The sequence below is a fragment of the Qaidamihabitans albus genome, from assembly GCF_016464705.1.
Classification (GTDB): Bacteria; Actinomycetota; Actinomycetes; order Mycobacteriales; family Pseudonocardiaceae; genus Qaidamihabitans; species Qaidamihabitans albus.
In genome coordinates, this window is sequence record NZ_JAEHOB010000005.1 from 1 (window position 1) to 14136 (window position 14136).

Annotated in this window: 14 protein-coding genes and 3 pseudogenes; 11 read left to right on the plus strand and 6 right to left on the minus strand. The window is 63.9% G+C overall.

Going from position 1 to position 14136, the window contains the following annotated elements:
* Positions 1-432: 432 nt before the first annotated feature.
* The 3 genes from JAP66_RS33185 to JAP66_RS11375 all read right to left on the minus strand — a co-directional run bounded on the left by JAP66_RS33185 (position 433) and on the right by JAP66_RS11375 (position 2180).
* Complete coding sequence (locus JAP66_RS33185) at positions 433-690, minus strand: hypothetical protein (RefSeq protein ID WP_199431645.1); 258 nt, start codon at positions 688-690, stop codon at positions 433-435.
* 651 nt (positions 691-1341) lie between these two features.
* Positions 1342-1701, minus strand: coding sequence for a cytotoxic translational repressor of toxin-antitoxin stability system (locus JAP66_RS11370; RefSeq protein WP_307849527.1), 360 nt, complete (start codon positions 1699-1701; stop codon positions 1342-1344).
* A 62-nt stretch (positions 1702-1763) separates the two neighbouring features.
* Positions 1764-2180, minus strand: a complete 417-nt coding sequence (locus tag JAP66_RS11375) for a RelB antitoxin-like protein (RefSeq protein WP_199431647.1) — start codon at positions 2178-2180, stop codon at positions 1764-1766.
* Positions 2181-2405: 225 nt separating this feature from the next.
* Between JAP66_RS11375 and JAP66_RS11380 the strand changes: the two are divergent.
* The 11 genes and pseudogenes from JAP66_RS11380 to JAP66_RS11425 all read left to right on the plus strand — a co-directional run bounded on the left by JAP66_RS11380 (position 2406) and on the right by JAP66_RS11425 (position 10932).
* Positions 2406-3310 (plus strand): annotated as a pseudogene (locus tag JAP66_RS11380) (transposase).
* A gap of 145 nt (positions 3311-3455) precedes the next feature.
* Positions 3456-3608 (plus strand): hypothetical protein, encoded by a 153-nt coding sequence (locus JAP66_RS11385; RefSeq protein ID WP_199431648.1) that lies wholly within the window; start codon positions 3456-3458, stop codon positions 3606-3608.
* Positions 3609-3761: 153 nt separating this feature from the next.
* On the plus strand, positions 3762-4148 hold the full coding sequence (locus JAP66_RS11390) for an ATP-binding protein (protein WP_307849528.1): 387 nt from the start codon (positions 3762-3764) through the stop codon (positions 4146-4148).
* 254 nt (positions 4149-4402) lie between these two features.
* Positions 4403-4816: an STAS domain-containing protein gene (locus JAP66_RS11395; RefSeq protein WP_199431649.1), complete on the plus strand. Its 414-nt coding sequence runs from the start codon at positions 4403-4405 to the stop codon at positions 4814-4816.
* Between the two features lie 25 nt (positions 4817-4841).
* Positions 4842-5030: pseudogene (locus JAP66_RS32090) on the plus strand (VOC family protein); the annotation flags it as partial.
* A 222-nt stretch (positions 5031-5252) separates the two neighbouring features.
* Complete coding sequence (locus JAP66_RS11400) at positions 5253-5951, plus strand: GAF and ANTAR domain-containing protein (protein WP_199431650.1); 699 nt, start codon at positions 5253-5255, stop codon at positions 5949-5951.
* Positions 5952-6188: 237 nt separating this feature from the next.
* On the plus strand, positions 6189-6518 hold the full coding sequence (locus tag JAP66_RS11405; protein ID WP_199431651.1) for a hypothetical protein: 330 nt from the start codon (positions 6189-6191) through the stop codon (positions 6516-6518).
* Complete coding sequence (locus JAP66_RS11410) at positions 6515-7237, plus strand: GAF and ANTAR domain-containing protein (protein ID WP_235998949.1); 723 nt, start codon at positions 6515-6517, stop codon at positions 7235-7237. The genes JAP66_RS11405 and JAP66_RS11410 overlap by 4 nt, the downstream gene beginning before the upstream one ends.
* Before the next feature lie 96 nt (positions 7238-7333).
* Positions 7334-8110, plus strand: coding sequence for a GAF and ANTAR domain-containing protein (locus JAP66_RS11415; RefSeq protein WP_199431652.1), 777 nt, complete (start codon positions 7334-7336; stop codon positions 8108-8110).
* 355 nt (positions 8111-8465) lie between these two features.
* Positions 8466-9230, plus strand: a pseudogene (locus JAP66_RS11420) (transposase); the annotation flags it as partial.
* A gap of 484 nt (positions 9231-9714) precedes the next feature.
* A complete protein-coding gene (locus JAP66_RS11425; protein ID WP_199431653.1) occupies positions 9715-10932 on the plus strand; it encodes a toll/interleukin-1 receptor domain-containing protein in 1218 nt (405 codons plus the stop codon).
* A 673-nt stretch (positions 10933-11605) separates the two neighbouring features.
* Here the strand turns inward: JAP66_RS11425 and JAP66_RS11430 are convergent.
* The 3 genes from JAP66_RS11430 to JAP66_RS11440 form a co-directional block, all read right to left on the minus strand.
* Positions 11606-12550, minus strand: a complete 945-nt coding sequence (locus JAP66_RS11430; protein ID WP_199431654.1) for a fatty acid desaturase family protein — start codon at positions 12548-12550, stop codon at positions 11606-11608.
* A gap of 453 nt (positions 12551-13003) precedes the next feature.
* Positions 13004-13432 carry an NUDIX hydrolase gene (locus JAP66_RS11435; RefSeq protein ID WP_199431655.1) on the minus strand — a complete coding sequence of 143 codons (429 nt, stop codon included), beginning with the start codon at positions 13430-13432 and terminating at the stop codon, positions 13004-13006.
* Positions 13433-13471: 39 nt separating this feature from the next.
* A complete protein-coding gene (locus tag JAP66_RS11440; protein WP_199431656.1) occupies positions 13472-14128 on the minus strand; it encodes a YdcF family protein in 657 nt (218 codons plus the stop codon).
* Positions 14129-14136: the final 8 nt, after the last annotated feature.

Sequence of the window (14136 nt, forward strand, 5' to 3'; positions counted from 1 at the left end):
CACCGGAGTTCATCACCGAAGCCATGCAGGACTGACTCGGGATCACCCGGTGGACGATGCCCGTCCGCCATGCCCATACGGCGACCTCGACCCTGAGGGGAACGGTGAGCTCGCGTTGGACGCTTCCTCCAGCGCCTCGTCAACCAGATCGCCGAAGGCCGGTAACCACACCGATTGTCCGCCGAACTCATTGAGGATCCCCCAAATCGCTGAGGGGGCTGTTTCAAGTCGGTGGGTTCGCCCGACACGCCGGGCTGAGGTCCGGCGGGATGGCACGGACTGCGATGAGCGCTGATGCCGTGACGACAGGCGGAGCATCGAAGAAGCCGGCCGAGAAGGCCGAGGCGGGCGGAAGAGCGACTGGCCGCCGAGATGATCAAACAGGCGCAGACCTCGCCAAGCGGTTCGGCAGGATCGCGGCCCTCGACGGCGTCAGCCTGGCTGTTCCGCGTGGCCGGGTGCTCGACCTGCTGGCCCCAATGGCGCCGGGAACACGACGGCGATCCGCATCCTGGCCACCCTGCTCCGCCCGGACAGTCCCTCGTACCCCGGTGGACACACCCGAGCGCCAGTGCTCCCGTCCGGCACCTTCTTGGAGTCGTCGTCGCGGATGACCGGGATCAGCTTCTGCCGCATCGCGGGTGGCTTCAGCCGCTCCATCGGTGAGCGGTCGATGTCCCGCTGGTCCAACAGCAGCCACTTGAAGAACTGCTGCAGCCCTTTGTGCTTGTCCAGCGCGGGTCGACGCCGACCGAGTGTCGATCATCCAGGCCTGGAAGTCCTCCACATGGGCTCGTGTCACCGCGCAAGGACCCTTCACCGCCTCGTCGGTATCCGGATCGGGCGAGCACTCGAGAAGGCGGGCGAGCTGGGCTGCGGCCAGGAGGCAGTTGTAGCGAGTGGTCTCCGGATGGTTCGCGGACCGCAGGGTCCGATCCCGATCGCGCAGGTACCCGGCCCAGGTCTTCGACAGGCCAGAGGTGATCTTGTCCAGGTACAGCAGAGGCATCGGCGAAAACCCTCCGAGTCAAGGTGTCCATGAGCGGCATGCTCGGCCTCGAAGAACTCGCCAAGATCACAAAAAGAGGGGCCTCCGCAGACTCTGACCTGCGAAGACCCTCTTTGCCGTCGGGCTGACAGAATTTGAACCTGCGACCCCTTGACCCCCAGCAGTGGATTCGCTGAGCGGCGTGCTCTGGCTTGTTCGCTCAGATCGGCGTTCAGTGTAATCGGCCGAGTAAAGGAGTCCTCGGTTCCGGGGCGTTCTCGCGCCTACGACAACAGTTCGCGGTCGGCTGCCACTTGGGCGCGAGCCGCCATTACCAGGTCGTCGCTCGCCGATCAGCTACCTTCTGTCCAGTACCGCTGCAACCTGGCGACAGCTTCGTCCTTATTCATCGCCGCCACCTCCGACTCCTCCAGGCCGACTCGGGAGATCAGCAGGTACACCAGCTCGGCGGGCAACGCCTGGGCCGGTGGCTCGGGAACGCCGCGCTCCGGTTTGACACCATCCCGGACGCACGCCCAGAACTGGGCATCATCGACGTCCAACTGGTCACGCAGAATATGCCGCCACAGGCTCGGCCCGTACGTGCTGCGATCAACGGGATGCGAGATCCGCGTTCGCAGCACCCTGCCGTCGACGAGGTCGAGCTCGTAGGTGACGTGGTGGGTGCCTGTCCGCCCCCGGGCATCTCGCACCCGCCGCCAACCCTCCACGTGACAAAACGTCTCATGGTCCTGCCGAGTCGGCTGCGGCCAGCTCACTGACCGGTACCGACCAACCAGGCGCGAAGCTGATCATCATCGCTCAGGCTCACCAGCTGCACCAGGCCCCAGTTGTCCCGGTGCCCCGGAGCATCCAGCAGACGATCCTGCCAGTCCTCCGCGTACTCACGCAGAGCGTCGATCATCTCACTAATGGCCTCGTCGAACGACGCGCCGTCCGCGGCGACCGGCAAGCCGGGGATGAACACCGACCAGCCGCCCGCCTCGGCGACAACCTGCGCACGCGACGGCACGATCGATGCGAGAAAACCACGTAGCCGCTCCACTTCGACGACCGCCGTGGTCGCCGAATCGCGCCGGACCGTGGCCACACGCCCATGCTCGGCAGCGTCGAGCAGATCCTTGAAATGCGCGCGCGCCTCCGTGTAGCTGTCGTAGTGGACAGCGGACATGGCACCCTCCCCGGTCAGACATCTTCAATTGTGCCCGACCAGGCGAAGTACGTCAAGTACGCCACGTACGCGGCGGGCGCTTTGCGGCTGAGAACTCGTTCCAGCGACTAAGAGGCTCCGGCGATTGGTGCCCGAGCGAGTCGATATTGCTTCTCCCGGAGACAGGGCAGGCACGGGCATAGGTGATCATGAAGCTGCTAACGCTACGTAACCACCTGGAGTCCCGTGCCTGCCGTGCCATCCTGCCTCATCGAGCCCCTCCTCGCCGAACTGGAGGCACCGCTGGGCACCGGGCCGGAGTTCTCGCCGCCCCCGTGGGAATGTCACCGTCGGCGGGTTCCGCATCGGGTGGTGTTCGAGTACATCGGGTGGTGTTCGAGTACATTGTCGCCGCTCTGGTGCACGGGTCGGGATAGGAGCTCATCGCCTCTGCGGGATGCTCGGATCGCACGATTCACCGCCAGTTGGCCGAATAGGCGGAGAAAGGCATCGGGGCAGAAACCACACCAACTCGCGCTGGCCGCCTACGACAAGATCGTCGGGCTGGAACTGGACGATCTAGCTACCGATGGTGCATCACCCAAGCACCCTGCAGCGGGGGACAAGGCCGGCCCCTCACCGGTGGACCGTCGCAAAGGCGGCCTGAAACGCTCCACCAACACCAACACCAACACCGACGCCGAAAGCGTCCCCGTGGGGCCTGGTCTCCGCAGGCGCGAACCGGCACGACTCGCCGCTGCTCGAACCCACGATCGAAAATATGAAACAACAAATCGGGACACTGCCCCAAAGGCCAGTGATGCACCTCGATTCCGGCTACGACGGTAAACCCAGCCGGGACGTTCTCACCGCCCACGAGATCGTTGGCGAGATCGCGAAGAAAGGCATTCCCAGCCCCATTCAGGTCGGCAAACGGTGGGTCGTGGAGCGCACAAACTCGTGGATGAACAACTACGGCAAACTCCGCCGCTGCACCGACCGCAACGGCGTCATCGTCGACTTCTACCTCCACCTCGCCGCCACTCTCGTCACTGTCCATTGCCTTATCCAAACAGCCCCACACCCACCGATGGGACACTCGCCCCACCGTCCGACGGCCCAAAATAGCCCTCTACTGCCGGAGCCTCTAAGCCGTCTCGCTGGGGCTGCGCCAGCGGACAGATGGGGCGATGGCACAGGTCGGCCCTTCCGCACGTTCTGAATACACCGTGCCCGGCCGGCCCATGATCGTGGAGGTGGCCGAACACGGGCAGCGCACCGTGCTCGCCGTGGCCGGTGAGCACGACCTGCTCACCACAACGCTGGGACCACACCGACGTGCGCGTGGTGATCATCACCACCGCCACGCTCCGACCACTGCGGCTGACCAGCCTGGACACCGAGCTCGCGGCTTACCCCTTGCTTGGGGACGAGCTCACCACTGAGTGACCGTCGCGTGGCGGATTGACACGAAGAGGAATCAATTTGCCACCAGCGGGGTAGGTCATCATGATGGAAGCTGGCAGAGCGAGCACAGAGTGCAATGCACGAGGCAATCGCGGCCAGGGGTGCAGGGCGGAGCATAAGCACGCGGACCGTCTGGTGTGTTTCGACGTTCCCGCGCGCGTCGAGCAGTTGTCCGCGCTGCGGCACGCTCTGGCGGACTGGGCCCACCGTCGTGGGGTAGCCGGTGAGCAGATCGACGCGATGACGCTGGCCACCTACGAAGCCCTGGCTAACGTTGTCGAGCACGCCTACCCTGACGCCGAGGGCACGCTCGATCTGCGCGCCCGTTGTCTCCCACACTCGCGCCGCGTCGAGGTCACCGTCACCGACCACGGTCACTGGCAGCCGCCACCTGCCGATCCCGGCCCGCTCTCCGGGCGTGGCCTTCCCCTGATGCAGCAACTGGCCGATACCGCCCATGTCGAGCCGGATCCGCAGGGCACCACAGTCCGCTTGCACTGGATCACCACTGCGCCATGCTGACCACGTCGGTCACTCACATCTCTGAGGGTGCTCAGTCGCTGATCCTGGCCAGAATCGGCCATGATGAGTAGAGTCGGAATGACCGGTTGAGCCTGAGCTGGAGTGCATCTGCCCTTACGCGAGATGCCCGACTGGTTCAGCCCTGGTGCCGCCGGTTTTCTCGCCATTGACTGCCAAGGAGGCATCCGTCAATGGATTCTCTCGTTACCGCGCCCGCTCCCGTCTCACCGCGCTCCATGCGCCAGGAGACGCCCGTGCAGCGGTACCTGACCGTGCGCCACGTTCGGCACCGCGCCGATGTGGAGGTCGTGATCGCGTCCGGGGAGATCGACCTGTACACCGTGTCGCTGGTCCGTGAAGCGCTGCGGGACACCGAGCAGCGACGGGTGCCGCGGGTATTTCTCGATCTTTCCGAGGTGGGGTTCCTGTCCGTGGTCAGCGTGCGGATTGTGGCCGCGGCTGCCGAGCAAGGCGCGAGTATCTGGCCGACAGCTGGGGGTCGTGGTGGCCACCCGCCCGGTTCGGCGGGTGTTGGAACTAACCGGCGCCGTCTGCGCCGGTCTGGTGACGTACGATTGCCTGTCCGATGCCATGGCCGCCCTGTCGATCCCAGTCGGGGAATACACAGCGGTGGTAAACGGCTGAGGCGCGTGTCCGTGAGCGACTGAAACCGCGCCGAGTGGGTGCTGCATCGATCAGGACGCCGATCTCGAACGCCTTCTGGCGCTTGGTGAGCGCCCAGCCGTCATCGGTCAGACAGGGGAGGAGCAGTGGCATGTCCTAACCGGACCCGAAGGCAATGAGTTCTGTTTGCTCAGGGTGACGAGGCGGCTCGACCTGACCGATAAGCAGTGGGCGCGGCTACGTAGCGCAGCGCGGTGAATTCCAACTCGGTCCAGTTCAACCAATGTGCTGCTGGGTTCGACCAGTTCGATGCCGTGGCCGGTACCCCGGCAGGCGACCCTTCGGTTTGCGGCGTGGGCGGTAGTTGTCGCGGATCAGGTACAGATTCCTCACGAGCCGTCGATGAGGCTGCCTCGTGGCTGCTGATCTTCCATTTGCTCGTTACGCTGGTATTGTCATGGCGACAAAGGAGAGACAGCTGTGCCCTACCGTGAGCACCTTGCCAGCGAAAGCCTGAGTGCCGCGCTCGGTGCGATCGCGCGGACTCTGCAGGCCGAACCCGATGTCGATTCGACCCTGAGGGCGATCGTCAAAGCCGCCGTGGATCACGTGAGCGGCGTTGAGCAGGCCGGGATCTCCCTGGTCGAGCGAGGCCGCCAGATTCGTACCGTCGCGCCCACCGGCGAGGTGGTGACCACGATCGACGAGGTGCAGTACCGCACCGGGCAAGGCCCGTGCGTCGACGCGATCGCCGATCACCAGGTCTACCGCACCGGCGATCTCGCCACCGAGGCCCGCTGGTCGGCGTTCGCCCCTGCGGCTGTTGCGGCCGGGGTGCGCTCCATGCTGGCCTACCGGCTCTTCGTCAGCGACACCACTCTCGGGTCGCTGAACCTCTACTCCACTCAGCTTGACGCGTTCAGCGACCAGACCGAGCAGGACGGCGGCGTGTTCGCCGCCCACGCCGCGATCGCGCTCGTCGGAGCCCAGACCGAAGCCCAGCTGCACAGTGCGCTCGAGCACCGCGACACCATCGGCATGGCCAAGGGCATCCTCATGCACCGCCACGACCTCGACCCTGCCCAGGCGTTCCGGATGCTCGTCGAGCTCTCCCAGACCACCAACATGAAACTGCACCAGGTCGCCACCTGGCTCACCGAGCACCGCCACGAACTGTAACCGCACCGACGGGCGACTACTGAACGGTCGACGCCGCGCGGGTTGTGCCAGCGCTGCCAAGGGGGTACCAGTGAAGTTGGTCGTCGGTCGGTTAAGCAGTCAGTCGCCCGGTCACCGCCATGCGTTCCCATTGACGCACGTTTTCGAGACCAGGATCAATCGCAGCCATCGAAGGACCGCCGACCACCGAGGCGCCGCTGCTGCTCGGCGCCAAAACACCTACGGGCCGTCTTCGACGTGTACAGCGACTGGTTTCGTGACCAGAACGACTTCGAGGGACGCTCGTTCATCCACGTGTTGCTGGAGATGGGCCCTGCTCACCCGGCCGGGCACGCGAGCGTCGGATATCTGGCCAACATCCGCGACATCGGGCAGACTCGTGCCGAGCAGGCCGGGCTGATTGACCCCGGTGGATTTGCATCCTCGTTCCACCTCCTGATGAAAGGCTCGACCATCTCCGCAGCCGAAGGGCGACGCCGGCGCAGCACAGCGGGCGAAAATCAGGGCCACGACTTGCTTGCCCGGCACCGGCCCCGCCGCGGAGGGATCGCAGTGACCGCGCCATGAGCAATGCCGAGAACCCGGTGGAGTCGATAAGCCGGGTCCGGGCTGCGGTCATGTCGGACCTCCGTCAAGGCACGGCAGGAGATCCACTGGGGCGGGTAGGACAGGCGTGTATCGACCTGCTGCCGGTGGACGGTGTCTCGATCTCGATGATCAGCGGCACTCAGCACCGGGAAACGCTTTATGCCAGCGACGAGATCAGTGCCCACATCGAAACCCTGCAGTTCAGCCTCGGCGAAGGCCCCTGCTTCGAGGCTTTCCACACTCGCAGGCCGGTCCTGGTTCCGGATCTCGGCGCCGCGACGGCCGTGTCGTGGCCGGTGTTCGCCACCGAGATCGCCGGTCAGCTGGTCGGGGCGATTTTCGCGTTCCCCATGCAGAGTGGTGCGATCAGGATCGGCGCGCTGGACCTGTACCGGCACAGGCCCGGCTGGCTCACCCGGGTCGAGGTGAGTACCGCCTTGCAGGTCGTCGACATCGCGATGCTCGCGCTGCTGGGGCTGCAGGTCGATCCGGCGGAGGGAGAATGGGTGCTCTCGCTGCCGCGAGACCGCGAGCAGGTACATCAGGCGACGGGCATGCTGATCGGTGCCTTCGGGATATCGCCCGAGCAGGCACTGGCCCGGCTGCGGGCATACGCGTTCGCCACCGGCCGGATGGTCGAGGACCTCGCCGATGACATCGTCACCCGCCGTCTCTCACCCGAAGATCTGGACACCTGACGGCGCGAAAATGGAGGGAGACACCGCCATGCGGCGAGATCTGATCACCGAACTCACTACGTACAACATTGGGAGAGATAGAAACGGGGAGGCACCATGACCAGCACCACACCGTCGAGCGCGCAGCGGGAGTCCCGGTTGCTGAACGCCTTCCTGCAGTGGGCCGACACCCTGGTCGATGACTACGACATCCCGGACATCCTGCACCAACTCACCGAGCACTGCGTCGACCTGCTCGACGCGGCCGCAGCCGGGTTGCTGCTGGCTGACCAGCGCGGCAGCTTGCAGTTGCTGGCCTCCTCCACCGAGCACACCCGGTTGCTGGAGCTGTTCCAGCTCCAAACCAACGAGGGTCCCTGCCTGGACTGCTTTCGTACCGGTGAGCCGGTCGCTGTCGCCGACCTGACCAAGGCCACCACTCGCTGGCCACACTTCGCCCCTCGAGCCCAGGAGGAAGGTTTCGCCGCCGTGCACGCCGTTCCGCTCCAGCTGCGCGGCGAGACCATCGGCACGTTGAACCTGTTCAACCACCAGCCTGGTTCGTTGACCCGTCAGGACGCACGGGTCGCCCGCGCGCTGGCGGACATGGCCACGATCGGTGTCCTGCAGGAACGCGCGATTCGTCGCGGTGAAGTTCTCACCGAACAGCTGCAGACCGCGCTGAACAGCCGGGTCGTCATCGAACAAGGCAAGGGCCTGCTCGCTCACGCCGGTCACCTCGACATGGACCAGGCCTTCCACGCGCTGCGCGCCTACGCGCGGGGCCACAACAGCCGGTTCACCGAGGTCGCCCACCAGTTGGTCACCGGGAAACTGCACCCCGACGATGTCCTCACCACCCAGAACAGCAGCGTGACCCGCGCACCCACCTGAACGCCCCGGCCGTCGAACTGGCCACAACCTGGCGGTCGATGACCGAGCGCCGGTGTTGTCTGGTTTGTGCCATGGACTCCGGCACTGTCGCAAGGCCTATGCCGAATGACAGGGACCATCCATGACGAACCGGGACCGTCGTGTTGAGTACGATACGAAATCCACGACATCGACTACCGTCGGCGATGTGTCGGACCCGAGCGTGATCGAGACTCTGCCGGATCGCTGTCGGCGGTCAGTGAAGAATCCCCATAGGCGGCCATTTACCGCCCCGCTGGTGGCCAGCGATCTCCCCGCTGGTGGTCAGATACCTCCCCGGTAGTTCGTCGGGATGCCGGTTGGCAAGGGTCGATCGGTGAAGACGGGCAGGGAGATCATGGAGATCTTGGAGGCATTCGACCTCACGGGCAGTTACCGTGCGGCAGTCGAGTTGGCTGGCTGTGACCACCACACGGTCGCCCGATATGCCCAATTGCCGGAGGCTGGGCAGTCGCCGGTCGAGCGGGAGCACCGGGCGCGGTCGATCGATGAGTACTTGGACAAGATCGACGAACTGGTGGTGGCCGCGGGCGGCTGCGCAGGTCAAGTAGGCGTTTCAGGCCGGGCATCGGCGAGTGTTTCGGCCCTGGATCAGCGAGCCGGGGCTGTGGCTGCAGTGGGACTGGGGCAAAGGCCCGAGCATCCGTGACCGGCGGACCCAGTTGTGGTGGCGTAGCTGGCGTGGTCACGGTTTAGGGTGGTGATCCCGGTGTGGGACAAGACCTTGCCCACGATCGTGTCCTGTTTGGATACGACGCTGCGGAGGATCGGTGGGGTGCCCACGTATGCGTTGACCGTCTCCGTCGACCATGTTGCGGGGATCGCGGTGCGCAACCCTGAGCTGGTGGAGGTCGCCCGGCACGACGGGCTGACCATCCGTACCTGTGTGCCGGCGGACCCGCAGACCAAGGCCGGCTCGAAGGCCGCGGTACGCATCGCCAAGGCTGTGCTCGCGGCGGCGCGCCCATTCGACGGTGTGATCGAGCACCCGCTGCATGGGGCCGAGCGCGTAGCCCAGCAGCAGCGCCCGCTCCCCGCGGTGGTGGCCGCCAGCAGGGCGAGGCCGGAGCCGAGCTCGCCGACCATCCGCTCGGCGGACACACCCGCACTCCGGTGAAGTCCAACGCCCCCATCGGCACCTCGGTGAGTGCCAGCTTGCCGAACGGCTCGCTGCCCACACATTGATCACTACCGCTGGCAAGCTCTTCCGCGTCTCTCGCGACCGTGCGGAATAGCTGCAACGTCACGACCCCGAAGAAGGCTGACAAGCGGTTCAGCACCACCTTCGCCACTGGTGAGTCGATCACCGAGGCGAGCCAACTGACGACCAGCTGATCATCGGCCGGACCTGCGAAGAGCCCCTGACCTCGAAAGACAACGAGATCAGGGGCTCTGTTCCGGCCGTCGGGCTGACAGGATTTGAACCTGCGACCCCTTGACCTTATTCGCACGCGCCCCAGCCTGCGCCCCCACGGTCAACATGATGGCTGACCTGCTGGTATAGGCATCGACGGCTACCGACGTCTGTCGTGCTCTGCACATGCCATGTGGCATGAATGTGACACGTGCCCGCCCAGACGGGCCGACCCTTCCGTAACGGTCTCACCCTCGCAGGCGACATGATAACCGAGCCAACGAGCGAGAGGGAAAGTATGTCGGTTCTCCAAGGCGAACAATCACCAACGCAGGTCTTCCTCAGCTATGCACATGATGACGATAATGTGCTATCTTTCGTTAAAAAGTTTGCCGATGATCTTACGTACTACTCATACGCAGATCGAGGCCGAAATATCAAAGTATTCTGGGATTATGAGATCGAATGGGGCGAGGACTGGCGCGATAAAATCTATGAAAACGTTAGAGGCGCATCCGCATTTGTTCCACTTGTCACAATAAGGTACCTTGATAGGCCGATGTGCCGCGAAGAACTGGTCCTCTTCGTGGACTCGGCAGAAAAACTGGGGGTTGTCGATTTATTCTTACCAGTGGTCGTCCTTGGGCAAGGTCTAATACGCGACGATAGCGATAATGCCGCTACCCGCCATGTCGCCACGCGACAGTACATAAATCTCCGCGAGGCGGTCTTGGCTGGCACCGATTCCGCCACCTGGCGGAGGCAGTTAGTTGCTCTCGCCAACAAACTGGTCAACGCCATCGAGCGCGCAGAGGAACATCTCGCCAACAACGCCGAACGACTTGCCGACATTGCTCCGGCCAGCGACCTTGAGCTACCTGAGGATAGGCCGGACGACGCTCCCAGCTTGCAAGACCACTACCAGGCGGCTGTGCGAGACGTAGAAGAGTTTGGGCCAATACTGTCATCGTTCGCTGAAGTTTTGAACGACTTCAAAGAACACGAGACCAGACTCACCAGAGACATTGCAGGTAAACCGAGCAGCGTTGCACAAGCAAGGCTGATCACTTTTGCTAAAGAATTCGGCCCGAAAGCTCACGAAGCTGAAGAACTAGGCCGGACGCTCGAAGAAAAGGTGGCATCCGCCGACCAGAATCTACGCGCCGTAAGCAAGCTGCTTGCGCAGTACGGAACCCGCGAATTGAGGAATGCCTTTTCCGAAGAAGTCGAGAGTACTGTCGAATTCATGCAGAGTATTGAGCAAGCCGACTCAGCTGCCGAGCACGCATTAGACCAATTCAAGTCTATTGAGGTCTTAAATGTTCCGGTTCGTAGGGCATTGAGACCCCTCCGCAATGGCCTTAGATCTGCAAGCTCTGCCATGAGAACCATGCTTACCTGGCGAGACCTGGGCCATTTCCCCGAGTAGTTCTGCCTTGAGAAGAGCTTGGTGGTCATCCCGTCGCCTGATGGCGTCTCGATCACGCCGCGACGGGGCCGCAACCTCTCCCCGCAGCCGCCGGCCGAACTCGCCAAGCTTGCGGCCCCGTCGCGGCGTGATAGCCATCAGATCAGGCGACGGGATGACAACCAAGCAACCGCCCCTGCCAACTGCCCTCGGCTGCTCCCCTGGCCATCCCGGAGCCTGCCCGTCCGGCGAGGACATCTCTTCGTTTGCGGTGCCTGTGGCGCTGCCCGGCCTTCCTCGAACCGCCGCGCGGGACCGGCGGCAGCCGCACGCCCGCGCTTGGCGGTTCGAGTCGATGAGGGCCGGATCAGCGGCGCCGCAGGCGCCGCCTTGAACAAGAAAAGAAACTCTGAACACACCAGCTCTGCGGCCTGTGCAGGCCTAGCCCCGCTGACCTCCTCGCACTGGGTGTAAGCAACACCCGTACACGCGGTCCGACCCAGTGCGGGCGTCAGACGACACATGATCTCAAAAAGGATGTCACGGAAGTAGTACTCGAGAACTCCTCCCGCTACTCTTACTGCACAGACCGGCTGCAAGGAAAGGCAACGGTTCGACACCGTCCACAGGCAACGCCACACAACACCGCCTGTCACATGCTCCACTGCAGGGCTTGAGCGCCTCGCTGCGTCGTTCACCCTCTGAACTGGCGTATCAACGGGCACTGAAATGGATCTCGCGCTCGTAGGCCCACGGCATTCAAGTAGCGCACAACGATGCCGTACGAGTGCCACAGGCTTGTCTCGGTGTAGGGCACCTGGTGTTCGGCGCAGTGGGCCCGCACGATCGGCTGCGCTCGCTTGAGGTTCGGTCGCGGCATGCTGGGAAAGAGATGATGCTCGATCTGGTAGTTCAGTCCACCCATCATGAAGTCAGTGATCGTGCCACCGCGAATGTTGCGCGACATCACTACCTGGCGGCGCAGGAAGTCGACCTTCATGGTCGCGGGAACGATCGGCCTGCCCTTGTGGTTAGGTGCGAACGCCCCGCCGAGCAGCACGCCGAACACCGACAGCTGCAGTCCGGCGAACGCAGCCGCCTTACCGAATGGCAGTACCAGCAGCAGAAAAGCCACGTACCCACCCAGCCGGGCAGTTATGAACGACAGTTCCACCCAGCGATACCGCGACGTTGTCTTCCGCAGCAACGATTGCACGCTCGCAACATGCAACTGCACGCCCTCCAGCGTGAGCAGCGGGAAGAAAGCCCAGCCTTGGATGCGAGTGAACCGCTGAGCGAAACCCGACCGTGCGGCGGCGTTGGCCGGAGTGAAAGCGAGCACACCAGGGCCGATGTCTGGATCCTTCCCTTCCTGATTCGGGGCCTGATGGTGCTTGTTGTGCTTGCCCATCCACCAGGTGTAGCTCAACCCGGCGAACAAACCAGAGTAAACACGAGCGGCCCACGCGTTCCACCGCGCAGAGGAAAAGACCTGCCGGTGTGCGAGATCATGGCCGAGGAAACCGAACTGCACATTCACCACCGCGAAAGCCACCGCAGGCACGAGCTGCCACCACGAGTTACCGATCATTGCCACCGCAATGCACACCAGGGTGAACGCAACCACCGTCGCCACCATCCGTGTCCAGTAGTAGCCGTAACAGCGTCGCAGCAAGCCCTGCTCTTGAATCTTTTGCGACAAGGCTGCGTAGCTACTGACATGCCGCTCCCTCAGAGAGGGAGTCGCAGCAGAGCCAGCAGAAGAACTCGCAGTCATGTCAGTCCCTTCCCGCTCGCGTGGTCAACCTAACCGCCTGACACCTGGGCTCCTTATCCTTCTGGACTCCCCCCTGTGCAGGGCACTAAACTCCGCGCCCGCACCTGAGGACATCGTTGACCGTTTGTCGTCAGGACATGCTCAACGTCAGGCCCGAGTTTCGCCTCTGCCGATGACGTAGGGTTGCTCTCCGCGGACGTGGAGGTGGTTCGAAGGAGCCCCGATGATGACCACCTCTCGCGCCGTGCTCTCTGCTGTCGCGGAGGTGATTCAAAATGACTGGCTCGGGTCCGCGCGTCGGTGCGAGCGTCGCGGCTAGACCTCGATGAGGTTGACTCCGTCGTGGGAGCGGGTGACCGGTGCGGGACCGAAGGCATCGAGGACACGGACCGCGAACGCTGGGGCCATGAGTTCTCGGACCTCGTCCTGGGTGAGCCAGCGGACGTCGTGCGCCTCTGCGGTCGGGCATGGCTCCCCGTGCTCTGGCGTGCAGCGGAACACGAGGGCGACGATCCCCCGGCTGACGTTCTTGTAGATCCCGGTCAACGGCCCGACCTGAACGGTGAGCCCGGTTTCTTCCAGCACTTCACGGCGGACGCCTTGCTCGAAGGACTCGTCCAGTTCGAGCACTCCCCCGGGCGCTTCCCAGTGGCCGTTGTCCCGGCGCTGAATGGCGAGGACTCGCTCGTGCGCGTCGACGACCACACCCGCCACGCTGACGGAGTGTTTCGGCGTGTCGCCCATACGTCCCTCCGTTGATCTGTCCGCTCGGATCGGGTGTGGTCAGCGGATGAGGCGGCTGGTGTATCCCGCTTGCGCGAGGCGTTCGAAGGCGTCGCGGACGTCCTGGGGGATCTCCTGCGGGGCAATCTCGCCGGACTTTCCCTGTAAGTCAAGGCGCTGGGTATCTCCTACGAGCATGTCCACCACGCGGCGCGGGTCATTGATACTCGCTACGTAGGTATCGAGATCCTGCTGAGCGCCAGTGCAGACGATGTCGACCTCGGGCCAGTGCCGCTTGGCAATCTCGCGGGCTCGCCGTTGCTGATACGGCCTGGAGATCAGCAACACCGACCTCGGCTTCATACCATGCGCTGACAGGACGTCCCGAGTGAAATGGATGTTCTCGACGGTGTTCGTGGCCCGCGGCTCCATCAAGATCGCGTCGTCGGGCACGCCGTTGTCCATCGCGATCCTGCGGAAGTGCACAGCCTCGCCCTCTGGAAACCGCTCCACGGTCGTCGGCGCGTTAGCTCCGGTGAACACCACCAGCGGGAACAGCCCTCGGTGGTAAAGCTGCGCGGCGTAGACCGGGACGCCAGGATCGTGGCTGCCCAGCCCGACCGCGACATCAACCTCCCGTAGCTCGTCGTCCACCCGGTGATAACGCCAGAGGGTTTCCACATCGCATTGAATCGAGTCGGGGTAGGTGCTCGGCACGAATACCT

Excerpts from the sequence above, each read along its gene's own strand:
- JAP66_RS11375 (WP_199431647.1), bottom strand. The coding sequence starts at position 2,180 with ATGTCCGCTGTCCACTACGACAGCTACACGGAGGCGCGCGCGCATTTC.
- JAP66_RS11410 (WP_235998949.1), top strand. The coding sequence starts at position 6,515 with ATGAGCAATGCCGAGAACCCGGTGGAGTCGATAAGCCGGGTCCGGGCT.
- JAP66_RS11415 (WP_199431652.1), top strand. The coding sequence starts at position 7,334 with ATGACCAGCACCACACCGTCGAGCGCGCAGCGGGAGTCCCGGTTGCTG.
- JAP66_RS11430 (WP_199431654.1), bottom strand. The coding sequence starts at position 12,550 with ATGGTGGCGACGGTGGTTGCGTTCACCCTGGTGTGCATTGCGGTGGCA.
- JAP66_RS11435 (WP_199431655.1), bottom strand. The coding sequence starts at position 13,432 with ATGGGCGACACGCCGAAACACTCCGTCAGCGTGGCGGGTGTGGTCGTC.